The sequence below is a fragment of the Cupriavidus sp. 05N38 genome (genome assembly GCF_056397345.1).
This window is the reverse complement of the sequence record NZ_JBFTNF010000034.1, coordinates 54,586-76,384: the sequence shown is the minus strand read 5'-3', so window position 1 is coordinate 76,384 and position 21,799 is coordinate 54,586. Positions and strand designations below refer to the sequence as shown.

Here is a 21,799-nt window from a genome sequence, read left to right as displayed (position 1 = left end):
AAACTGACTCGATCCTCCCGAAGAAGAACCGAACATGTTTTACTGTGCGAGCACTTTATAACTTGTAAGCTCCAGTGCTTGCGCACCGGGCATCCGCTATCAAGCGCCCACACTTATCGGTTGTTTGTTTGTTAAAGAACTTGCCGCGGCTCGCTTTGCTTACCGCGTCGCTGCTTTGTTGTCAGCAGCAGAGAAACGAGATTATGAAGAACTTTCTACGTTTCGTCAACAGGTTTCGCAATCTTTTTTTGCTCCGGTTCGCCGCGCTGTTCGCACCGCCAACCTCACCCGTTCACCCCGCAACCCTTGTCCCGTCTGCTTTGCAGCCGCGCTTCGTGTTGCGAGGGAGCGAATATTAAGGCCCGCCCACGGTCCTGGCAAGCCTTTTCTGAAATCATTTTCTTGCGGCGCAAAAAGTATTTCTCAAGGCACACGGCGGCCCTGCACCGAGTCAGAATCGTGCTGTCGGGGCACCCCCAGGGATGCCGCAACTCACGTTCGCAGTGCTTCTATATATAAGGAGATGCAGCAATGACGATCCGTATCGTGAAACTGGGCTCGCCACGCGCGCCTGACGAAGGACTTCGGATTGGCACCGTGCGCCGGCCACCCCGAGGCGTACCCAAGGCGGAGTTCGCATCGCGCGACTACTACGATGTCTGGTACCCGGAGCTTTCGCCGTCGGCGGACCTCGTTGCCCAGGCGCTAGCCATCCAGGCAGACGGCGACGACAAGGCCTGGCGCGCGTTCGAAAAGCACTTTCGCGCGGAAATGGCCCGCCCCGAGGCTAGCCGGACGCTGGACCTGCTGGCCGCGCTGTCACGGCAGACAAATTTTTCGCTTGGATGCTACTGCGAGCAAGAAAGCCGCTGCCACCGCTCGATATTGCGGTCGCTGCTGGAAAAGAGAGGGGCGGCCATGGCGTAGCCGCCAAGCGCGGGACRAGTCAGATCGTCTTGTGGCTGCCGGCGCACTGCCGGCGGAACAGCGTGCGCAGCGCGCTCCACTGAATGGGGAGCAGCGGCGTGCAATGGCGCACGGCGTCGCGCCTGGCATAGTGGGCCAGCAACTGCTCTCCGACCGACTGCCGGAAATAGGAGGGCGTCGGGTAGCTCATGGTCAATCCCTATTGTGGTTCATCAGGATTGACAGTATACCAAATTTGGTGCGCTGCGTCATGACGGGGCAGGCAACGGCTCCGTTCTGGTGCATCCCGGCAGCCAATAGCACAATGAAATCAAGGGCTGGACCACTCTTCGCGCCCGGCCGCCTGCTCGTGCCGCATCCGGCATATCGTATACCGGAAGCGCCGAGATCCTCCACCAAGCCGGGACTAGCTGGCGCTCGCTACGCGACCGCTGCGCTTCGCCGGGCTGGTGGCGGTGCGCTCCCCGGCCACGTCAGGTGCGCCGCTCTCCGCCTGCGCCAGCTCTTCCGCGGCCTTCGCCGCGCTATAGACATGCCGGGTCGCCAGCAGGGCCGCAAGATCGGCATCCCCGGCAATGACGGCCTGAAGGATCTGCGCGTGTTCTTCCCAGTTCTGGCGGGCACGCGTCACATTGGCCGGCGCAAACAGCAAACCCGTACGCTCCCGCAGCGTCCGCACCATGTCCTGGAGCACGCTGTTGGCGGCGATATTGCCAAGCACCTCGTGAAAGTGGGAGTTCAGTTCGACAAAGCGCTCGGACCGGCCGCTGGCAGCCGCTTCGGTCCCCTGGCGCAGGACCTCGTTGAGCTCCGCGAGCAGGCCGGGATCGCGCCGCTGGGCGGCCAGCTTGGCATTGAGCCCTTCCAGAGTGGCCCGGACCTCGACCATTTCCTTGGCGATATTCGGCGACAGTGTTGCCACCGAAGCCCCGCGCCGCGGCTCGATGCGGACCAGGCCTTCCGCGGCCAGGGCGCGCAGCGCTTCCCGCACGGGGATACGCGACACGCCGAGTTCGGTCGAAAGCTTGTTTTCGACCAGCCGGTCAYCCTGGTTGTACTCGCCGGCCAGGATGCGCTGCCGCAAGGTATCGGTGACGAGGGCGAACAGGGGCGAATGCTGGGCGCCAAGGCTGGTGCCGGCGGAATCCGAAGCGGCGTGAGCGTGTTCGGTACCAGGGGCGTCGGACATAGATTCTGGCTTTGCTCGGCAGGACACCGTCGCCAGGCTGGCCGCGCATGCGAGCCGTCGCGGACGGGTCAAAGGGATCAAGGACCGCGGCGCGCCCTGTAAAGGATGCCGCAGCGGCGATATTGTCCGCATTGTATACCGGCGCAACGCCGTTTTTGCGCGCCGCGGCGCACCCGGTCCTTGCCCGTGATCAATTGCGACACCCTGCAGCACCCGGTGGCCGGGATGGCTCGCCCGGCACGCTATGATGCGTGGGCCCGAACTTTCCACAAACCCGCCCTCCTCCGATGCGCAGATGGCACTGAATATCGTCTGGCTGTCCTTCTTCCTGCTTGCCTTCATCGTCGCCTGCATCCGCCTGGCCATGGGAGACACCAGCGTCTTCCCCGCCATGCTGACGAGCCTGTTCGACAGCGCGCGCACCGCATTCGAGATCTCCCTGGGGCTGGCTGGCGTCATGAGCCTCTGGCTCGGCATCATGCGGATCGGAGAACGTGCCGGCGTGGTCGATGTCTTCGCGCGCGCGGTCAACCCGCTGCTGCGCCACTTCTTCCCGGGCGTCCCGCAGGGCCATCCGGCCCAGGGCGCCATGATGATGAACGTCTCGGCCAATATGCTGGGCCTGGACAACGCAGCGACGCCGCTCGGCCTGAACGCCATGCGGGAGCTGCAATCGTTGAATCCGCGCCCGGATACGGCCAGCAATGCGCAGATCATGTTCATCGTCCTGAACACGGCCGGGCTGACCCTGATCCCGACCTCGGTGATCGCGATGCGGCAAGCGATCGCCGTCAAGCAGGGCCTGACCGGCTTCAACGCAGCCGACATTTTCCTGCCCACCCTCCTCGCCACCTGTGTTTCCTGCGTGGCCGGCCTGCTCGCGGTGGCCTGGGCGCAGCGGCTCAACCTGCTCAAGCCAGCGGTGCTGGGCGCCCTGGGCTTGCTGGCGGCCGCGGTCGGCGGTCTGTTCCTGTGGCTGCGTCATGCCCCGCCGGAGCAGGTCAGCAYCGGCACGGCGCTGGCCGGTAGCGGCTTTATCATCACATTGATCATCGTCTTCCTGGTCTGCGGCGCCGTACGCGGCATCAACGTCTACGACGCCTTCGTCGACGGCGCCAGGGAAGGCTTCGGCGTGGCCGTGCAGATCATTCCCTACCTGGTGGCAATCCTGGTGGCGATCGGCCTGTTCCGCGTGACCGGATGCATGGATGTGCTGATGCGGGGACTTACCGCGGCCTTTGCCTGGCTGGGCCTGGACACGGCGTTCGTGCCGGCCCTGCCGGTCGGCCTGATGAAGATCCTCTCCGGCGCCGGCGCGCGCGGCCTGATGATCGATGTGATGAGCACCTATGGCGTCGCCTCGTTCCAGGGCAAGCTGGCCGCGATCATCCAGGGCTCGACCGAAACTACCTTCTACGTGCTTGCCGTTTATTTCGGCAGCGTCAACATTCGCGATACGCGGCACGCGCTCGCCTGCGCCCTGTTCGCCGACCTTGCCGGGCTATGCGCCGCGGTAGGCATTGCATACCTGTTCTTCCGCTAGGGGCATTCCCCCATCGGCCACTACGCCGCGAACACATCGGCAAATTGCCGACGGAATCAGGGCGTGAAATCAGGAAAAAGTGGAGGCGGATGTTGTAAACGGCTACTTTGTTGTGCACAAACAACATGTTTGTGAAGCCAGACACGCACAGCCAATATGACGCTTGGTGCGTCGCAACAAATCGTATATAGTGGAGTCTGTCTCCTCCACCACCTCGGTGGATTCCAGCCCGCGCACGAAACTGCGCGGGTTTTTTTTGCCCGATTTTCGGCGCGCACCTGCGTTTCCCCCTGAAACGCCAATGCATTACCGGCCGGGAACCAACCCGTCCCCACCGTCGTGCCAGGTTGGCGATTGCGCGCACCGGGACGATGCGGCGGCGCACCTCCCCAGTGCAAATCGCCCGAGATGACACGATATGTTGCAACGCACCATACGGTGATCTAGAGTCAAGCCATCGCTTGCATCCGCCGGCGTCCTTACTTAGTTGTCGACATGTTTTCCGTGCCGTACCTGCCCCGTCCCGACGCCTCGATGCTGCAAAGAGGCCTGGTCTACGCTTTCTCGTTCCTGGCCCTGGCCGGAGCGGGATGGCTCACGGATCAGCCGGGCTACTTGTGGGCAGCCACCGCCTCGCTCTGGACCTGCCTCGCCGACCGCGGCGGCACCGCAGGCGAGCGGCTCAGGGCGCTGGGTTCGGTCGGCATGGGCGRCACGGTGGCGTGCGCGGTGGGTGTGGCCGTCGCCGGGTCTGCGTGGGCGGCGCTCGCCGCGGTCGGGATTGCCGGGCTCGCGGCTGGCCTGGCAGAGACCCGTGGGCCCGGCGCGGCCCTGCCCGCCAAGCTGCTCTACGTCATCCTGATCGCCGCATGCCTCCAGCCGGCCGGCGATGCCGCGCTGGCCGTACACGTGTTCGAGCGTAGCCAGGAATTCCTGCTCGGCGGCGTGTTTGCCTGCCTGGTGAGCCTGGCGCTGATTCCGTCCGCGCGCGACCAGCGCCCGCGCGCGGAAGTCATGGCGGTGTTCGGCGCCTTGTCGCGTCTTGCCGGGGCGCTGGCCGGCACTGAAGCGGTCGGCGATGCGGCTGCCAGCAAGCGCGACATCCGCGAGCGGATCGAGGCCGCGCATCTGGCCGTGCGCGCGCGCCGCAGCCTGCGCGATCCGCTGGGGCGGATGCGCTATGCCTATATCGTCAGCCTGGCCGATGCCATTTTTGCCCTGCTGATCGTCGCCGCCGAGTTGCGCAGCCGCGCAGACAGCGCGCCGGCAGGCGACCCGGGCGAGGGCAACGTCAGCCCGCTGCCGCTCCAGTACCTGCAGCGCTGCGTGGCCGAGATGCGTTTGCAGGTGGACGAGGCCCTCGCCCGGCCCGCGCCTGACCTGCCTTCGCTGTGCGCCGCACTGGTCCGCGAGTTGCGGCGCCTGCATGCGCCCCTGGCCAATGCCGACGCGCCGGCCGTGTACCAGTCCGCGGTGGGCGCCCTGGCCCGCTACCCGGCCTTCGCCACCTGGCATGGCGCGCACCGCCGGCCGCGTCACACGTTCCGGCAAAGGTGGCAGCGCTGGCGTGCCGCCCTGGCCGAACACACTGCCCGCGACGCCCGCGTGGCGCGCCATGCGGTGCGGCTTGCGCTGGCCGGCAGCCTGAGCCTGCTGCCAGCACAACTGTGGCGGGTGGATCATGGCTACTGGGTAGCGGTCACCGTCATCATGGTGCTCAGTCCGCAACTGCAGACCACACGCARGATCTCCTTCCTGCGCTTTGCCGGTTCGCTGGCGGGAGCGCTGCTGGCCTGCGCCATCGGCCTCGCCCACCCGCCGGCGCCGCTGGCGCTGGTGATCAGCGCAGCGTGTCTCGCGGCAGCCTATGTCTTGCGGCTCGCCGGAAGCCCGGGGCTGTTCGCCCTTTGCCTCACGCCGGCTGTCATCCTGTTCTCATGGGTGGGCGCCCCGGCGGCGGACAGCAGCCACTTCGCCGCGCTGCGCGGCATCGATACCGCGCTTGGCTGCCTGATCGCGCTGGCCAGTTACTACGTGCTGGCACCGCGCGCCGAGCTCTCGCGGGTGCATCGCCACGGCGTCGACGCACTCGCCGCGAATGCCGCGTACCTGCGCGCGGCATTCGCGGGCGCCGGCGCGTTCACGACTTCGCCCACGCGCTCGCCCGCGCCGACCGCGGCCCGCCTGGAAACACTGCGCATCGGCGCGGGCCGCGCGTCCGCCCGGGCCGAGCTGACGCTGCAGCAGGCGGAGGCGGAACTGATGCCGGAACTGGCTGCGGCCTACGCCGGGCTTCACCTCACCTCACGCCGCATGGCCGCGCTGGCCGGCGTGGTGCGCGCCGGGCTGGCTGCCGGGAGCGGCGCCGGTGCACCACTACCAGCCACGCTGGCGACGCTGCAGGCCCTGGCGGGGCGGCTTTCGTCACTGGCGGCGCGGCCCGGGGAAAGCGCAGGCCCCCTAGCCAGTCCCGCGGACCACGGAACCGCCGCACCGCTGGACCGCTTCCTGCTCGAGCAGGCCGCGTTCGCCGCGGCGCAATCTGAGGCCGCGCACGAGGCGCTCGCCAGCGTGCGCCAGTTGACGGCCGGGCTTGCCGTTGCCGGCCAGCACTTGCCCCATCCCGGTTGATGGCGGTCAAGGCGACGCGCCGCACGGCGTCGCTCGGCCGCGCGATCTCCTAGAATGGTGTCATCCTCAGCGACCGGTGTGAGGCACGCCATGCCCGAGATCTCGTTTCCCCGCAGCGTTCCCACCTACTGTGCGGCCAGTCTTACGCTTTCCTGCCCCGCCACCGTGAACGGCAAGCCCACGCTGTATTCCATTACCGCCGAGGCGCTCGAGACGCACTTTGGCGCCCGTTCTCCGCGCGAGGAAGACCTGGTGCGTGCGTTCACCAGCCATCGGCAACGCATCGAACATATTGCCGAAGACTTGTTCGAACTGACCCAGGCCAGGGAGATCGTGCTGCGCAGCGGGCACATCCGCTTCGCAGGATAGGCGCGCCTGCGCGCTGCCGCCTTGCGCTTGCGCCGGCGCCAGTACGCCGCCGCCGGCGATATCACTCGCCTCGTACTGCACTTGCCGGGACGGACGGATCCCGCGCGCCCGAGTCGACGATCACCAGATAGCGCCCCGGCCGCGACACCGGTGTGCGATCCGGCGCGAGAACCCAGAGCGCATCGCCCCGCTCCACGGCGTCGAGGTAGTCGGCGTCGATCAGGCCAAAGCGGTCGATCAGCCGGTTGAGGGCGGCAGGAATGCGCACGCAACCCTTCGAAGCCGGATGCCCGAGGCGCGCTTCGAGATGTTCGGGATCGGTCGCGTGCATCTGCAGGCGCATCTGGCTTTCGCCGCCCTTGCCCCAGCCGCGCTCTGCATCGACCCAGCCGAAGTCATAGACGCGCATGCCGCGCGCGCCATAGCCGCGGATGCCATTCTCGTTGACGGTGCCCTCGGCGCGGAAATCCATGTTCTCCAGGCTGTGGTCGAACACGCCGAGCGGCGTGATGAAATGATCGAAGGTGCCCGGCTTGCCGGTCGAGGTGGGTGCCGAACCCACCCACCGCCAGGGCGCATCGCCATCGGACCGGGCGAACAGCATGGCAGCCTGTACGCGCGGGTTGCGGTCGACCAGCACCACCCAGTCGCCGGCGTCGGCGTCGTGCCCCACAGCCTGCAGCGCCGAGGACAGCAGGCCGGCATACCGTTGCGCCTGCGCGGCCGGCAGCTCGAGGCGGTGCGGCACCTGCCGGGCAAACGCCTGCCGCACGGTACCGAACTCGTTGTTGGCGCTGGCGGCCTGGGGCAGGAGCGACAGCGCGGCCAGCAATATCCACAATGCCAGCCAGCCGAATCGGTGGCGCAGGCACGGGCCGAAAAGCCCGTCATGGGGACTGCATTGCATAATTGCCTCCTTGCACAAGATCTTGCACCGGCCGCTGCGATCATCATTCGCCCGTGCCCGACTTCGCGCACTGCCCTGCGTCAAGGCACATGCGCGAAGCCGGCGTGGCGAAGCCAGTAGCGAAGCGGCCTCCATATTTAGACTGCCGGCGCGGCCATGATTTCCCGACGCCGCACGGCCACAGCGTTTGTCAATGGATCAGACTCAAGTCATCAACCAAGCCCGCCAGCGTCTCGCCGCGGGTGATTTCGCCGGCGCCCGCGCGGCGCTCGAAGCCCTGCTTGCGCAGGAACCCGGGCACGGCGGCGCCCTGGAACTGCTGGGGCTGGCCGCAGGCAACCAGGGAGATTTCCGGGCCGCGGCGGCGCATCTCGACAGCGCCGCGCAGGCGGGTGCGGGCTCGCCGGAGCTCTACTACAACCTGGCGGTGGCGCGCCAGAAACTGGGCGAACACGAGGCGGCGATCGCTGCCTTCTCGCAAGCAGTGGCATTGCGCAGCTATTTTTTCGAAGCCCACCACGATCTCGGCCTGTCGCTCGCGGCATCCGGCAACGCATCTGCGGCCATCGCCGCGTTCGACGCCGCGCTGAAGCTGCGCCCGGGAAGCTTCGAAGCGCTCTACAACAAGGGCAAGGCGCTGAGCGAGCTCGACCGCTTCGCCGACGAGATCGACTGCTACCAGCGCGCCATCCAGCTGCGGCCCAACTTCGCCGGCGGGTACGTCAACCTGGGCGTGGCGCTGCGCGACCTGCATCGTTTCGACGAAGCCATGCGCCACTTCAAGAAGGCCGTCACGCTGGACGCAAACGACGCGCTGGCGCGTTGCAACCGCGCCCAGACCAATCTGCTGATGGGGGTCTTCGATCACGGCTGGCGCGAATACGAATGGCGCTGGCTGGACGGCACGCCCGCGCACCGCCTGCCGGGCAAGCCCTGGCTGGGCGAAGGCAGCCTGGCCGGCAAGACCATCGTGCTGCATAACGAACAGGGATTCGGCGACACCATCCAGTTCGCCCGCTACGTGCCGGCCGTCGCGGCCATGGGCGCGCGCGTCATCCTGCAGGTGCAGCCCGCGCTGGTGCCGCTGCTGCAGGGCCTGCCCGGCGTCGCGGAGCTGATCGCCGAAGGCGACCAGCTGCCTGCCTTCGACTGCCATTGCCCCTTGATGAGCCTGCCGCTGGCCTTCCGCACCAGCCTGGCGACCATTCCGCCCGCGCCTTACCTCAACGCCGACCCCGCGCTCAGCGCAGCCTGGCGCGCCCGGCTGGAGGCGGACTCCGCCGCCGGCCGCCGGCCACGCATCGGCCTGGTCTGGTCCGGCAGCACCTGGCACCGCAACGACCGCAACCGCTCGCTGGCGCTGGACCAGCTGCGCCCCCTGCTCGCGGCCGATGCGAGCTTCGTCTCGCTGCAAAAGGACGTGCGCGCCGCCGACAGCGCCACGCTTGAAAGCCTGCCGCAGCTCATGGACGTATCCGGCGAGATCGCCAGCTTCGCCGACACCGCCGCCCTGATCGACAACCTCGATCTGGTCATCAGCGTGGACACCGCCGTCGCCCACCTGGCCGGCGCGCTCGGCAAGCCGGTCTGGCTGCTGCTGCCGTTCTCGCCCGACTGGCGCTGGCTGCTCGAGCGCAAGGACTCGCCTTGGTACCCAGGCATGCGCCTGTTCCGGCAGGCCGCGATGCGCGACTGGAACGGCCCGCTCGACGAACTTGGCGCTGCGCTTGCCGCCCTGCCAGAAGCTCACCCGCGCGGCTAGATATGCGTGCTTGCGGCCGGTGCTTCACGTGAAACGCCGGCCGCGCTGGGCCTCGGGAAAACACCATTCCCAGATAAAGTGACCGACCAGTCGGTTTATATATAATGCTCCTACCCGCTGCCAATCCATGAAAGCAACAAACGCGCGGCCCCGTCAAAGGAGGCGTTATGTACACCCAGAGTCTGGATCTTCCCGGCGGCGTAAACGCACAGGCCACGCCTGACGGACTGCGCGCCGCCCCGGACGCGGCCAGGCAGGAAGCCTTCGACACCCGCATCGCGGCCGATGCCAAGATCGAGCCGCAGGACTGGATGCCCGAGGCCTACCGCAAGACCCTGGTGCGGCAGATCTCCCAGCACGCGCATTCCGAGATCATCGGCATGCAGCCCGAAGGCAACTGGATCAGCCGGGCTCCGTCGCTCAAGCGCAAGGCCATCCTGCTGGCGAAAGTGCAGGACGAAGGCGGCCACGGCCTCTATCTCTATTCGGCGGCGGAAACGCTGGACGCTTCGCGCGACGACCTGGTCGACGCGCTGCACGCGGGCCGTGCCAAGTATTCCTCGATCTTCAACTACCCCACCCTGACCTGGGCCGACGTCGGCGTGATCGGCTGGCTGGTCGATGGCGCGGCGATCATGAACCAGATCCCGCTTTGCCGCTGCTCCTATGGCCCCTACGCGCGCGCCATGATCCGCATCTGCAAGGAAGAATCCTTCCACCAGCGCCAGGGTTTCGACGCGCTGCTGGCGATGATGGGCGGCACCGACGCCCAGCGCGAGATGGTGCAGGACGCGGTGGACCGCTGGTGGCTCCCGGTGCTGATGATGTTCGGGCCGCCCGATGCGGCATCCACCAACAGCGCCCAGACCATGGCCTGGGGCATCAAGCGCATCTCCAATGACGACCTGCGCCAGAAATTCGTCGACGCCGCCGTCGCGCAGGCCAAGGTGCTGGGCGTGACGCTGCCCGACCCGGGCCTGCGATGGAACGCCGAGCGCGGCCGCCACGACTACAGCCCGCTGGACTGGGACGAATTCTGGCGCGTCATCAACGGTGACGGCCCCTGCAACAAGGAGCGCCTCGCCACCCGCGTGAAGGCGCACGACGAAGGCGCCTGGGTGCGCGAGGCCGCGCTGGCCTATGCCGCGAAACAGAATGCAGGACAGGCCGCCCTGCGCGCGGCCTGAACCGCAGGCCAGAGGAGACAAGCAACATGACCCAAGACACTTCGACCCAGGACCGGGCGCGGAAAGATTGGCCGCTGTGGGAAGTCTTCGTGCGCAGCAAGCAGGGACTCGAGCACAAGCACTGCGGCAGCCTGCACGCCGCCGATGCACAGCAGGCGCTGCACATGGCGCGCGACGTGTACACGCGGCGCCAGGAGGGCGTGTCGATCTGGGTGGTCCCGTCGGTGGCCATCACCGCGAGCGCGCCGGACGAAAAGCCCGAGCTGTTCGACCCGATGGCCGACAAGATCTACCGGCACCCGACGTTCTACCAGCTGCCCGATGAAGTCAACCATATGTAAGGGCCCGGCACCATGACCAGCATGCCGACACTTGCGCCGCCCGCCGCGCCGGCCACCGCCGCCCTGCCCGCCACGCTCCAGTACATCCTGCGCCTGGCCGACAATGCCCTGATCCTCGGCCAGCGCAACGCCGAGTGGTGCGGCCACGGTCCCGCGCTGGAAGAAGACATCGCGCTCGCCAATATCAGCCTGGACCTGATCGGCCAGGCGCGCCTGCTCTACGCGCACGCCGGCGTGCTCGAGGGCCGGCTGGCCGGGCAGGCCGGCCCGGCGCGCCTGGAAGACGACTACGCCTACTGGCGCCCCGAGCGCGATTTCCGCAACTGGACGCTGACGGAGCTGCCGCACACCGGCCCGCTGGCCGGCACTGCCGCGGCAGAGCGCGACTACGCGGTCACCATCGTGCGCAACTTCCTCTACAGCGCGCTGATGGTGGAGCTGTGGACGCGCCTGCAGGCAAGCAGTGATGCCGAGCTCGCGGCCATCGCGGCCAAGTCGGTCAAGGAGGCACGCTACCACCTGCACCATGCCGCCGGCTGGGTCGTGCGCCTGGGCGACGGTACCGGCTTTTCCCATGCGCGCGCGCAGCAGGCGCTGGATCACCTGCTGCCCTATATGAACGAGTGCTTCGCCACCGATGCGGTGGAGCATGAAGCCGCGGCTGCGGGCGTGGGCGTGCCGGCGGCGGATTGCCGCGCCGCCTGGCAGGCCACGGTGGACGAGACCGTGGCGGCGGCGACGCTCGCCCTGCCTGCTGCCGGCGGCTTCGTCCCGACCGGCAAGCAAGGCGTGCACTCGGAACACATGAGCCGCCTGCTGAGCGAACTGCAAAGCCTGGCACGCGCCCACCCTGGCGCGCAGTGGTGAGCACCATGGCCACCGGCACCGGCACCGCCGCGCAAGCGCGCGCCACGCTCGCATGGAATGCGCTGGAAGGCGTGCCCGATCCGGAAATCCCGGTGGTCTCGATCCGCGACCTCGGCATCCTGCGCGATGTGGTGGTCGCCGGCGACGGCAGTATCGAAGTGGTCATCACGCCGACCTACTCCGGCTGCCCCGCCATGTCGCAGATCGCCGAGGATATCGGCCACGCCCTCGATGCCGCGGGCCTGGGCCCCTGGCGCATCCGCACGGTGCTGTCGCCGGCCTGGACCACCGACTGGATCAGCGCCGGGGGCCGCGACAAGCTGCGCGCCTACGGCATCGCGCCGCCGACGCGCTGCCACGATGCGCAGGGCACGCACGCCACGCCGCAGCCGCTGCGCTTCGTGCCGCGCGCGGCGGCGCCGGCCGCCTGGCAGGACCGGGTACCCTGCCCGCGTTGCGGCAGCCTGCATACCGAGCAGCTGGCGCGCTTCGCCTCGACCGCCTGCAAGGCGCTGCACCGCTGCCTGGACTGCCGCGAACCCTTCGACTATTTCAAACCCTATTGATGCGCTGGCGTCGCCGGCCCACGCTGCCATGACCCCTCAGTTCCACCCGCTGCGCGTGGCGCAGGTCCGCACCGAAACCGCCGACACCATCTCCATCGCCTTCGACGTGCCCGCGGCGCTGCGCGACGCCTACCGCTTCACGCAGGGCCAGTTCCTCACGCTGCGCGCGCCGGTGGACGGCAATGACCTGCGCCGCTCGTACTCGATCTGCTGCGGCGTGCAGGACTACGCCGAGCGCGGCGAATTGCGCGTGGCGGTCAAGCGCGTGGAGCATGGCGTGTTCTCGCAGCATCTGCACGACGGCCTCGCACCCGGCCACGTGCTCGACGTGATGACGCCCGACGGCCGCTTCCATGTGCCGCTGGAAAGCGATGCTAGCCGCCACTACGTCGCCTTTGCCGCCGGCAGCGGCATCACGCCGGTGCTGTCGCTGATCCGCACCACGCTGGCCACCGAGGCGAACAGCCGGTTCACGCTGGTGTACGGCAACCGCAGCGTCGACAGCATCATCTTTTCCGAAGCGCTCGAGGACCTGAAGAACCAGTACCTGGCGCGCTTCACGCTCCATCACGTGCTGTCGCGCCAGCCGCAGGAAGTGGACCTGCTGCACGGGCGCCTGGACCGCGCCCGCGTGGGCGCATTCCTCGAATCCCTGCTGCCTGTCGGCGACATCGACGCCGCCTTCGTGTGCGGGCCGGCCTCGATGATCGACGAGGTCGAGGCCGCGCTCAAGGCGGCCGGCCTCGACCCCCACCGCATCCATGCCGAGCGTTTCGGCGTGCCAGTGGCGCAGGCGCCGCGCCCGGCTGCGCGCGCGGACCAAGCCAGCCATGCCGGCACGGCGGAACTGGTGGTGGTGCTCGACGGCAAGCAGCACGCCATGCGCCTGCCGATGGCCAATGCCAATGTGCTTGACACCGCGCTGGCGGCCGGGCTGGACCTGCCCTACGCGTGCAAGGGCGGCGTCTGCTGTACCTGCCGCGCCAAAGTGCTCGAGGGGCAGGTCGAGATGGCGAAAAACTACACGCTCGAACCGTGGGAGATGGAAAAGGGCTTCGTGCTGACCTGCCAGGCCCGCGCCGTCACCGGGCGCGTGGTGGTGAGCTACGACGAACGCTGAGCAGCGCCGGGCTCCGGCGGCGCGCCGCAAGCGGCGCAACCGCGTGATTAAAATGGAAGCAGCCGCGCCACGCATCCATATACAATCACGCCCATGCAATACATCCATGTCGTCAACGGTGACGTAGCGGGCAACACGCTACGGCAAGCCCTCGCCCAGGCCGCCCGGCCCGACCCGGTCGTCGTGCTGCGCGACGACCTTGCCGTCGGCCCGATCGCCGACGTCGACAGCAGCGGCCTCGTCCGCTCCGGCTTCTGGCAGCGCGTGGCGCCGCGCAGCGACATCGACTTCGCCGCCGAGATGCAGCACGCGCTCACCCAGCTGCACGGCCTGCGCAAGGAAGAACTGGAGATCGCGCTCTGGCATGGCCAGAGCGCGTCCGACCAGCTGATGCTGCGCCGGGTGGTGTTCCATCTCTACCAGTCCCCCCAGCGCATCAACGAAGTCGCGATGGACCTGCGCGAACTGGAAATCCCCGCGCGCGGCAACCTGGCCGCCATCGGCATGTATCCCGCGGCGCGCCTTGCGCGGCGCTTTTCCACGATCGCCCCGGTTTCGGTGCTGCGCCTCGGCCGGCTTGGCTACGAGTGGCAGCAGAACGTCAAGGAGAACGCCGACGTGCGCCTGTGGAAGGGCAACACGCTGGTGCCCGCCGCGTACCACACGGTGGATGAGGTGATCCTGGAGCGCGCGCCGCTGGAATGGGCGCCGGCCGCGCAAGTGGTGGGCGCCGTGATGGGGGCCATCGAAGGGCTGCTGGCCAGCGACTGGTTCGTGTTCTGGCGCTGCCGGGAGCTGATCGGCGCCGGCCAGCTGGTGCTGCGCGGCAATGCCGAATCACTGCAGACCTGCGAGCTGCGCCGCAACCTGTCCGCCAGCGGCGAATAGGCCGGCAAGCCGGGAACAGCAGAATCAAGCTGAAACAAGCGGAAATAATCGGAAATAAGCGGACGTTTACATGGCCCGTACCAAGGCACCCGATTTCGAGGCGCAGCGCGAGCAGATCCTGGACCTGGCTGCCGCCGCTTTTGCCGCCAGCAGCTATCCCAGCACCTCAATGGCCGACCTGGCCGCCGCCTGCGGCACCTCCAAGGCGCGCCTCTATCACTACTACGAGAGCAAGGAAGCGATCCTGTTCGACCTGCTCGACCGCTACACGCGCCGGCTGATGCTGATCGTGACCGAGGTCGAGGCGGAGGCCGGACGCCGGGGACGCAGCGAGCAGGAGACCTTCGCCAACCTGATCCGCGCCTTCCTGGCCGAGTACGAAACCTCGCAAACCCGCCATGTCGCCCTGATCAACGACGTCAAGTTCCTGGCCGACGAGCAGCGCGACCAGATCCTCCGGCGCGAGCGCGACGTGGTGGCCGCCTTCTCGCGCCAGCTGCGCCGCGCCTACCCGGAGCGCGTCACCCACGACAACCAGGCCGCCCTCACCATGACGGTGTTCGGCATGATCAACTGGACCTTCACGTGGCTCAAGCCGGGCGGCAAGCTGTCCTACGCGGAGTTCGCCGAGATGGTGATCGACCTGCTGGCTGGCGGCCTGCCGGGCGCGCCCGCGGCCGCCGCCCCTTCGGCGCGCGGCGTAGCGTAGCGTCCGGGCGGCCGCCGCCCCCTCAGGACCAGTCCTCTTCCTCCTTGCGGCGGCGCTGGTCGCGGTCCTGGCGGAACATCTCCTGCAGCTCGTCGCGCGCCTGGCGCGCCAGCGAAACCAGCTTCTTCTGGTCCGTGTAATGCGGGTAGAAGCGATCGATGGCCGCGATATTGTGGCGGCGAAAGCGCAACGCCACCGAGCGCGCCTGGACCGGGTCGTAGCCCAGCCCCTCGAGCACGTGCCGCCCCAGCCGCAGCGATCCCTCGAACAGCTCGCGCTCGAACAGCTCCACGCCGCGGTCCTTGAGCTGGTAGATATGCGATACGTGCCGCGCCCGCGCGTAGATGCGCAGATGCGGGAAGCGCTCGCGCACTTTGTCGATCAGGGCCAGGCTCTCTTCCATGCCGTCGATGGCCACCACCAGGATGCGCGCGCGCTCGGCACCGGCCGACTCGAGCAGGTCCATGCGCGTGGCGTCGCCATAGAACACCTTGAAATCGTACTGCCGCAAGAATTCGATCTGGTCGGGATCGTGGTCCAGCACGGTGACGCCGATGCCTTGCGCATAGAGCAGGCGGCCGATGATCTGGCCGAAGCGGCCGAAGCCGGCAATCAGCACCGGGTTGTCCTGCGGCGCGATCACATCGTCAGGGCGCCGCGCCAGGCGCGCCAGCCGCGGTGCCACCAGGCGGTCGTAAGCCAGCAGCAACAGCGGCGTGACCACCATCGACAGCGCCACCACCAGCACCAGCAGGGCCTCGGTGCGCGCCGGCAGCAAGCCGGCGCCGCCGGCCACGCCGAACACCACGAAGGCGAACTCGCCGCCCTGCGAGATCAGCAAGGCGAACAACAGGCGCTGGCCGTGCGCGATGCCGAAGCGCGGCGCCAGCACGGCCAGCACCACGGTCTTCAACAGCACGAGGCCGGCCACCAGCGCCACCACCGTGCCCGGCGCCTGCATCAGCACGCCGAAGTCGATCGACATGCCCACCGCCATGAAGAACATCCCCAGCAGCAGGCCCTTGAACGGCTCCAGGTCGGCCTCGAGCGCATGCCGGTACTCGGAGTCCGCCAGCAGCACGCCGGCCAGGAAGGTACCCAGCGCCATCGACAGGCCCACGGCGTCCATCATCAGCGCAATGCCCACCACCAGCAGCAGCGCGAAGGCGGTGAACATCTCGCGCATGTCGGTGCGCGCGATGAAACGCAGCGCCGGGCGCACCAGGTAGCGCCCGCCCACGATCACGGCACCGATCACGCCCACCGCCTTGGCGGCGCCCAGCCAGCCCGCCGTGCCGGACGCGCCGGCTGCCCCGGCCTCGGCACCGCCGGCGGCAAGCAGCGGCAGCAGCGCGATCATCGGAATCGCGGCGATGTCCTGGAACAGCAGGATGCCGAAGCTGGCGGCGCCCGCCGGCGTGCCGAACAGGTTGCGCTCGGTCAGCGTGGCCAGCGCGATGGCGGTGGACGACAGCGCCAGCCCGAGCCCGGCCACCAGCGCCACCTGCCACGGCGCCCCCACCAGCGAGGCGACGCCGCCGATCAGCACCGCGCAGGCCGCCATCTGGCCGCCGCCATAGCCGAAGATCACGCGGCGCAGCTCCCACAGCTTCTTTGGCTCCAGCTCCAGCCCGATCACGAACATCATCAGCACCACGCCGAACTCGGAGAAATGCAGGATGGATTCGACATTGGTGACCAGGCGCAACGCCCACGGGCCGATCRCCACGCCGGCCAGCAGGTAGCCCAGCACCGCGCCCAGACCGAAGCGGCGGGCCACCGGCACAGCCACCACCGCGGCGACCAGGAAGACCACCAGCGCCACCAGGAAATCGTGTTGATCCATGGCGCGCTCCTCAGCCGGCCGCGACGCCGGCGGCGCCGCCGAGCACCATCGATACCCGGCCGATATGCTCGGCCAGCACGTCCTCGTCCACCTGGTTGGCGTCATGCAGGACCAGCGGCGTCAGCCAGTTCATGCCGCACAGCACGGCTGTCTGCGCCAGCGGCAGCATGTATTCGCCGATGCTGTGGCCGTGCGTGCCGTCGGGACCGTAGGAATCGGCATGTCCGCCGGTGCTGGCCACCACCAGCAGGGACTTGCCGCGCAGCGCCGTGCCGCCGGGGCCAAAGGCCCAGCCGCTTTCCAGCACATCGTCCATCCACAGCTTGAGCAGCGCCGGCATGCTGTACCACTGCACGGGGAACTGCAGCACCACCGTGCCCGCGCGCGCCAGCGCGCGCTGCTCCTCCACCACGTCGATGTCGTAGTCGGTATAGCGGGTGTAGAGATCGTGCACGGTGACAGCCGGCAACTTTTCCAGGGCCGAGGCCAGCGAGCGGTTGACGCGTGACTGATGCGGCCTGGGGTGGGCGTAGATGACGAGAATCGGTGGCTCGGCCTTGGGGTCCACAAAGAATCCTGAAAAACGTAAGGTGCGCCGCGCGAAACGACGGTCTTGCGATAAAAAAGAGGCCCAAGGCGCACCAGAATGGCACCCCGGGCCTGGCGCCCCGATGTTAAATCAGGGCAGGCCGGCTGGCGGCACTGGCGATGCCTCGATATGCGGCGTTGCAACAAACCCACATTCCAGGGGCTCGCCGGCTTCATGAAGCACAATTCAAGCTATTGATTTTATTGAATAAATCCCGATATTACAAAATGTAGCCAGCTTGGCCGTCCCGCTACCTTACGCGAGACTGACAATTCCACTACAATACTTTTTGCGTTGCAGCAAGATAGTGTTTGCCCTTGGCCAAGGCTTCCAAAGCCAGGCCGCACTCGAAAGTGCATGGACAAACACCTGCTGACTGCTATTTTTATACCTGATTACGTCGCGAGGAAAACAAAGTGAATCCGCTCGAACTGAGCAAGGCCGTCGGGGCCGTATCCGACGAAGATCTCCGCCGCGCAACCGCAGCCGCGCAGGCCTCGCATCGCCCCACCACCCTGGTGCGCGAGCTGGCCGCGCATCACCGCTCGCGTCTGCTCAAGCATTTCCTCGCCCTGGGCGAGGAGGATCGCCTGCTCCGTTTTGGCCAGTCGGTCGGCGACCATGTGATCGAGGCCTATGTCGACAGCATCGACTTCGACCACGACACCGTGTTCGGCGTCTACGACGAGCACCTTGAACTGATCGGCGTGGGCCACTTCGCCAACCTGCGCGACAACACCCAGGGCCGCGTTGCCGAATTCGGCGTGTCCGTGTCGCAGAGCGCGCGCGGCCGCGGCATCGGCAGCTCGCTGTTCGAGCGCGCCGCCATGCATGGCCGCAACAGCAATGTGCGCACGCTGTACATGCACTGCCTGTCGCGCAACGCCGCCATGATGCACATCGCCAAGAAAGCCGGCATGAAGGTGCAGTACGCTTATGGCGAGGCCGACGCCTACCTGGAACTGCCGCCCGCCGACACCGTCAGCCGCCTGACCGAGGCGCTCGACGAGCAGGTGGCCGACCTCGACTACATGGTCCGCCGCAACCTGCGCGATGCGCGCCGCTTCGGCCTGCGCTTCTGGCGCTCGATGCTGCCGCAAAAGCGCACGGCCTGACGGCATTGCGGCCTTGCCAGGATGGCGCGCCCGGCGGCGCGCCATTTTCATTGCCGCCCCGGCCGTCGCCTGCGCCCTTCAGCCCCCCGCCACCGGCAGCGCCGTCGTGTCCTTGATGCACTCCAGCGCGAAGCTCGAGCGCACGTCGATCACCGCCGGGTGGGCCAGCAGGTGGTCCTTCATGAAGCGCGCGAAGTGCTCCATGTCCTCGACGTAGACCTTCAGCAGCAGATCCATTTCCCCGGTCATGGCATGGCAGGCGGCCACCTCCGGCCAGATCGCGATGGCGGCGCGGAACAGGTCCAGCGGCGCCTTGCCCTTGGGCGCGCCACCATGCTTCTCCAGCCGCACGTTGATATAGGCCAGCAGCCCGAGCCCGATCCTGCCCGGCTCCAGCAGCGCCGCGTACTGGCGGATCACGCCAATCTCCTCCAGCCGCCGGATGCGCCGCAGGCAGGGGCTGGGCGACAGGTTCACGCGCTCGGCCACTTCCAGATTGGTCAGTCTCCCGTTGGCCTGCAGCACCTCCAGGATCTTCCTGTCGATCTTGTCCAGCTCCACCTTGCTCACGATATTGTTGCTCCGCAATATGTTTGACGGCAATTTTTTTGCGCAAATTTAGCAAGCTGTGCACAACTACGCAATTTTTTGTGTAGTCCGGACTATAGACGCAGCTTATCAGCCCCCCTCCCTGCCCCGGCCGCCGCCCCCCTGCACGGCCCCGTCGATCTGCGCGATCGCCTTCCGGGTGCACGATGCCGCCCCCGCCCATGGCCGTGCACTGGAACCGGGCGCCTGGGGCTTCGACAACAAGCGCGGCCCGATGGAACTGAACATCCCGGCCATCGAGGCCATCGAGGCCATCAAGGGTATCGGCGATTCGCTGATCTGCCTCGCCGACCGATGGGAAGGCAAGGATGGTGCCAAGGCTGGCGAGGCGGGCAATATCAGCATCTACGACGTGGACTTCGCACCGATCGCCCGCGCCAAAGAAAAAGCGCGACCACGGATGGTCGCGCTTTTTCTTGCCCGCGGCGCTGGTCTGCCGCGGGATCCTGCCAGGCATCGATCAGCCGCCGCGGCCCGAAGGCGCCGCCGGATTGGACGGGTTGCCGCGCTGGCCCCACTGGTCGTGCATCTTCTGCATGCCGGCGCGGATCTCGTCCATGGTCAGCTTGCCGTCGTGGTTGGCGTCGAGCTGGTCGAAGCGCTTGGCCAGGCGGGGAAAGCCGGCCTGGACCTCGGCCTTGGTCAAGGCACCGTCGGCGTTCTTGTCGGCCGCCTTGAAGCGCGCCTCGAAGTCAGCCTGCATGGCTGCGCGGCGCTGCTCCATGCTGGTCTTGTGGAACGCCGCCAGCTCGCTCTTGTCGAGCTTGCCGTCGTGGTTGGTGTCGATCTTGTTGAACAGCGCGTCGGCTTCGGCCTTGGAGATGGTGCCGTCGCCGTCGGTGTCGATCGACTTCATCCACATGCCGTCGCCGTGCCCCATATGGTGATGCATGCCGCCCTGTTGCGCCTGTTGCGCGCCGGGGGCGGGAGCTGCCGGCGCGGGTGCCGCGGTCTGCGCGAAAGCCGTGCCGCCCATCGCCAGGATCACCGCCGAAGCGGCCATGAAATTCCGGATCGAACGCGTCTTGAGATTGCCTTGCATGTCTTTGCTCCTTTTTCGTCTCGGTGGACTGGTAAGGATTAGAACGCACGGCAGGCAGGAAAGTTGGTCTCTCTAATACGTTGTTACGCGGCTCACAGTTAGGGCGCTCCTGCGTAAACCGCTGAAAGTATTGGTAAATATCCGGCCGATGGCGGTTACAAAGAGTCACCGCGGCAAACCCTGCCCTCGGGGCGGCAATCAGTCCTTCGCGGAAATGGGTTCGCCCGGGGCCCCGGTGGGCTGCGCCGGCGCCGGTTGCATGACCGGCTGCGCCTGCGGCGGCACGGCCGCGGGCATTGGCGTCGACAGCGGTGCCGCGGCGCCGGCCGGCAGCGACGGCTGGCCCGCCGCGGCCGGACCGCGCGTGACGATGGCCGGCACCGGCAGCGCGATTTCCTGGCGCACGCCGTTGCGCTCGATCACCACGCCGCGGTCGCGGATCTCCACCAGGCGCAACTGCGCAGACAGCGCCGTGCCCGCGCGCACCGCCTTGGGCGGGCCGCCGTCGAGCGAGAGAATGGCCGCGCCAGCGCCGCTGCCGAGATCGGCCACCACGCCGATCAGCTGCACGTCGCGCACGCCCGACTGCGCGGCGCCGCCGAACAGCGTGCCGGCGGCGCCGGTCTCGACCGCCTCGGTCTGCGCCACGCGGGCGGTGCGCGGCACCGGGATCGTCTTCATCGCGCTGAACGTCAGCGCCCAGCGCGTGGCCAGCGCACACAGCGCGACGAACAGGACGAGCCCCGCCAGGCGCGGCAGCCAGAGGCCGGCAGGGTCGAGGCGAAAGGCGGGCCGCATGGAGAGTTGCACGGGGATCAGGGCTGCAGCAGGCTGCAAGGCGTGGAAAACGCCAAGCCTACCAGAGCCGCATGACAACTGTCTTCCCCGCGCCGGGACCTGGCAGGCCGCGCGCGGCCGGGATGCAGCGAGATGCCGCTTGCCCGCACGACCGGCCGCGGGTGAACATGCGGGCGCACGTCCGCAAAGCCGTCATGAAGTGGCGGTTATACTGTCTGGCGAGCCGCAGCGCCGCCCGCGTTCGAGGTCCCTGCGCTGCACCAGATATTCCAAAAGGCTATCCATGATGCGTAGGTTCGCTGCCAGCTTCGCCGATTCTTCCCGCCGTCCCGCCCGTTGCCAGTCCCGCCGCCAGTCGCGCGGCTTCACCCTGATCGAGATCATGGTCGTGATCGTGATCCTCGGCGTGCTGGCCGCGCTGGTGGTGCCCAAGATCATGAGCCGCCCCGACGAAGCCCGCATCGTCGCCGCGCGCCAGGACATCTCCTCGATCATGCAGGCGCTCAAGCTGTACCGCCTCGACAACAGCCGCTACCCCACCACCGAGCAAGGCCTGGCGGCGCTGGTGGTCAAGCCCGCCACCGAGCCCATCCCCAACAACTGGAAGGGCGGCGGCTAYCTGGAAAAGCTGCCCAAGGACCCCTGGGGCCATCCCTACCAGTACCTGAACCCGGGCGTGCGCGGCGAGATCGACGTGTTCAGCTTCGGCGCCGACGGCCAGGCTGGCGGCAGCGGCAATGACGCCGATATCGGCAACTGGGAATAGGGATCCGTCGCCAATGACCGCGGCGGGC

22 protein-coding genes and 1 pseudogene are annotated in these 21,799 nt (G+C 67.7%); 15 read left to right on the top strand and 8 right to left on the bottom strand.

Going from position 1 to position 21,799, the window contains the following annotated elements:
* Window positions 1-531 precede the first annotated feature (531 nt).
* Window positions 532-927, top strand: coding sequence for a DUF488 domain-containing protein (locus tag AC1DK4_RS24055; RefSeq protein ID WP_441613043.1), 396 nt, complete (start codon window positions 532-534; stop codon window positions 925-927).
* A gap of 19 nt (window positions 928-946) precedes the next feature.
* Here AC1DK4_RS24055 and AC1DK4_RS24050 read toward each other — a convergent pair whose 3' ends face one another.
* Together AC1DK4_RS24050 and AC1DK4_RS24045 are read right to left on the bottom strand one after the other, a co-directional pair.
* Window positions 947-1,117, bottom strand: a complete 171-nt coding sequence (locus AC1DK4_RS24050; protein WP_441613042.1) for a hypothetical protein — start codon at window positions 1,115-1,117, stop codon at window positions 947-949.
* 216 nt (window positions 1,118-1,333) lie between these two features.
* A complete protein-coding gene (locus AC1DK4_RS24045; protein ID WP_477131822.1) occupies window positions 1,334-2,116 on the bottom strand; it encodes a GntR family transcriptional regulator in 783 nt (260 codons plus the stop codon).
* A gap of 295 nt (window positions 2,117-2,411) precedes the next feature.
* Here AC1DK4_RS24045 and AC1DK4_RS24040 point away from each other — a divergent pair, with 295 nt between their 5' ends.
* The 3 genes from AC1DK4_RS24040 (at window position 2,412) to AC1DK4_RS24030 (ending at window position 6,659) form a co-directional block, all read left to right on the top strand.
* Window positions 2,412-3,659 (top strand): nucleoside recognition domain-containing protein, encoded by a 1,248-nt coding sequence (locus AC1DK4_RS24040; RefSeq protein WP_477131821.1) that lies wholly within the window; start codon window positions 2,412-2,414, stop codon window positions 3,657-3,659.
* Between the two features lie 495 nt (window positions 3,660-4,154).
* On the top strand, window positions 4,155-6,290 hold the full coding sequence (locus tag AC1DK4_RS24035) for an FUSC family protein (protein ID WP_477131820.1): 2,136 nt from the start codon (window positions 4,155-4,157) through the stop codon (window positions 6,288-6,290).
* Window positions 6,291-6,380: 90 nt separating this feature from the next.
* Window positions 6,381-6,659, top strand: coding sequence for a DUF1488 family protein (locus AC1DK4_RS24030; protein ID WP_441613038.1), 279 nt, complete (start codon window positions 6,381-6,383; stop codon window positions 6,657-6,659).
* 61 nt (window positions 6,660-6,720) lie between these two features.
* Here AC1DK4_RS24030 and AC1DK4_RS24025 read toward each other — a convergent pair whose 3' ends face one another.
* Window positions 6,721-7,566, bottom strand: a complete 846-nt coding sequence (locus AC1DK4_RS24025) for a L,D-transpeptidase (RefSeq protein ID WP_441613037.1) — start codon at window positions 7,564-7,566, stop codon at window positions 6,721-6,723.
* 193 nt (window positions 7,567-7,759) lie between these two features.
* Between AC1DK4_RS24025 and AC1DK4_RS24020 the strand changes: the two genes are divergently transcribed.
* The 8 genes from AC1DK4_RS24020 (at window position 7,760) to AC1DK4_RS23985 (ending at window position 15,006) form a co-directional block, all read left to right on the top strand.
* Complete coding sequence (locus AC1DK4_RS24020) at window positions 7,760-9,328, top strand: glycosyltransferase family 9 protein (RefSeq protein ID WP_441613036.1); 1,569 nt, start codon at window positions 7,760-7,762, stop codon at window positions 9,326-9,328.
* A 167-nt stretch (window positions 9,329-9,495) separates the two neighbouring features.
* Window positions 9,496-10,515 carry a 1,2-phenylacetyl-CoA epoxidase subunit PaaA gene (gene paaA, locus AC1DK4_RS24015; protein ID WP_441613035.1) on the top strand — a complete coding sequence of 340 codons (1,020 nt, stop codon included), beginning with the start codon at window positions 9,496-9,498 and terminating at the stop codon, window positions 10,513-10,515.
* Window positions 10,516-10,541: 26 nt separating this feature from the next.
* A complete protein-coding gene (paaB, locus tag AC1DK4_RS24010) occupies window positions 10,542-10,856 on the top strand; it encodes a 1,2-phenylacetyl-CoA epoxidase subunit PaaB (RefSeq protein WP_441613034.1) in 315 nt (104 codons plus the stop codon).
* Window positions 10,857-10,868: 12 nt separating this feature from the next.
* Window positions 10,869-11,723, top strand: coding sequence for a 1,2-phenylacetyl-CoA epoxidase subunit PaaC (paaC, locus tag AC1DK4_RS24005; RefSeq protein WP_441613033.1), 855 nt, complete (start codon window positions 10,869-10,871; stop codon window positions 11,721-11,723).
* A gap of 5 nt (window positions 11,724-11,728) precedes the next feature.
* Window positions 11,729-12,289, top strand: a complete 561-nt coding sequence (gene paaD, locus AC1DK4_RS24000; RefSeq protein ID WP_441613032.1) for a 1,2-phenylacetyl-CoA epoxidase subunit PaaD — start codon at window positions 11,729-11,731, stop codon at window positions 12,287-12,289.
* Between the two features lie 28 nt (window positions 12,290-12,317).
* Window positions 12,318-13,409, top strand: coding sequence for a 1,2-phenylacetyl-CoA epoxidase subunit PaaE (paaE, locus tag AC1DK4_RS23995; protein ID WP_441613031.1), 1,092 nt, complete (start codon window positions 12,318-12,320; stop codon window positions 13,407-13,409).
* A gap of 93 nt (window positions 13,410-13,502) precedes the next feature.
* Window positions 13,503-14,297 (top strand): DUF1835 domain-containing protein, encoded by a 795-nt coding sequence (locus tag AC1DK4_RS23990; protein ID WP_441613030.1) that lies wholly within the window; start codon window positions 13,503-13,505, stop codon window positions 14,295-14,297.
* Window positions 14,298-14,367: 70 nt separating this feature from the next.
* A complete protein-coding gene (locus tag AC1DK4_RS23985) occupies window positions 14,368-15,006 on the top strand; it encodes a TetR/AcrR family transcriptional regulator (RefSeq protein ID WP_441613029.1) in 639 nt (212 codons plus the stop codon).
* A 22-nt stretch (window positions 15,007-15,028) separates the two neighbouring features.
* On the opposite strand, the gene kefC is transcribed toward AC1DK4_RS23985, so the two are convergent.
* Together kefC and kefF are read right to left on the bottom strand one after the other, a co-directional pair.
* Window positions 15,029-16,852 (bottom strand): glutathione-regulated potassium-efflux system protein KefC, encoded by a 1,824-nt coding sequence (gene kefC / locus AC1DK4_RS23980; protein WP_477131819.1) that lies wholly within the window; start codon window positions 16,850-16,852, stop codon window positions 15,029-15,031.
* A gap of 10 nt (window positions 16,853-16,862) precedes the next feature.
* On the bottom strand, window positions 16,863-17,420 hold the full coding sequence (gene kefF, locus AC1DK4_RS23975) for a glutathione-regulated potassium-efflux system oxidoreductase KefF (protein ID WP_441613027.1): 558 nt from the start codon (window positions 17,418-17,420) through the stop codon (window positions 16,863-16,865).
* Window positions 17,421-17,857: 437 nt separating this feature from the next.
* On the opposite strand from kefF, the gene AC1DK4_RS23970 reads away from it, so the two are divergent.
* Window positions 17,858-18,556 (top strand): GNAT family N-acetyltransferase, encoded by a 699-nt coding sequence (locus tag AC1DK4_RS23970; RefSeq protein WP_441613026.1) that lies wholly within the window; start codon window positions 17,858-17,860, stop codon window positions 18,554-18,556.
* Window positions 18,557-18,634: 78 nt separating this feature from the next.
* Here AC1DK4_RS23970 and AC1DK4_RS23965 read toward each other — a convergent pair whose 3' ends face one another.
* Entirely contained in the window at window positions 18,635-19,126 is a 492-nt protein-coding gene (locus AC1DK4_RS23965) for an Lrp/AsnC family transcriptional regulator (protein WP_441613025.1), read from the bottom strand.
* Window positions 19,127-19,277: 151 nt separating this feature from the next.
* Between AC1DK4_RS23965 and AC1DK4_RS23960 the strand changes: the two are divergent.
* A pseudogene (locus AC1DK4_RS23960) lies at window positions 19,278-19,544 on the top strand (VOC family protein); the annotation flags it as partial.
* Window positions 19,545-19,625: 81 nt separating this feature from the next.
* Here AC1DK4_RS23960 and AC1DK4_RS23955 read toward each other — a convergent pair.
* On the bottom strand, window positions 19,626-20,207 hold the full coding sequence (locus AC1DK4_RS23955; RefSeq protein ID WP_441613024.1) for an EF-hand domain-containing protein: 582 nt from the start codon (window positions 20,205-20,207) through the stop codon (window positions 19,626-19,628).
* A 198-nt stretch (window positions 20,208-20,405) separates the two neighbouring features.
* A complete protein-coding gene (locus AC1DK4_RS23950) occupies window positions 20,406-21,005 on the bottom strand; it encodes a hypothetical protein (RefSeq protein WP_441613023.1) in 600 nt (199 codons plus the stop codon).
* 286 nt (window positions 21,006-21,291) lie between these two features.
* Here AC1DK4_RS23950 and gspG point away from each other — a divergent pair, with 286 nt between their 5' ends.
* Window positions 21,292-21,771 (top strand): type II secretion system major pseudopilin GspG, encoded by a 480-nt coding sequence (gene gspG, locus AC1DK4_RS23945; protein ID WP_441613059.1) that lies wholly within the window; start codon window positions 21,292-21,294, stop codon window positions 21,769-21,771.
* Window positions 21,772-21,799 lie beyond the last annotated feature (28 nt).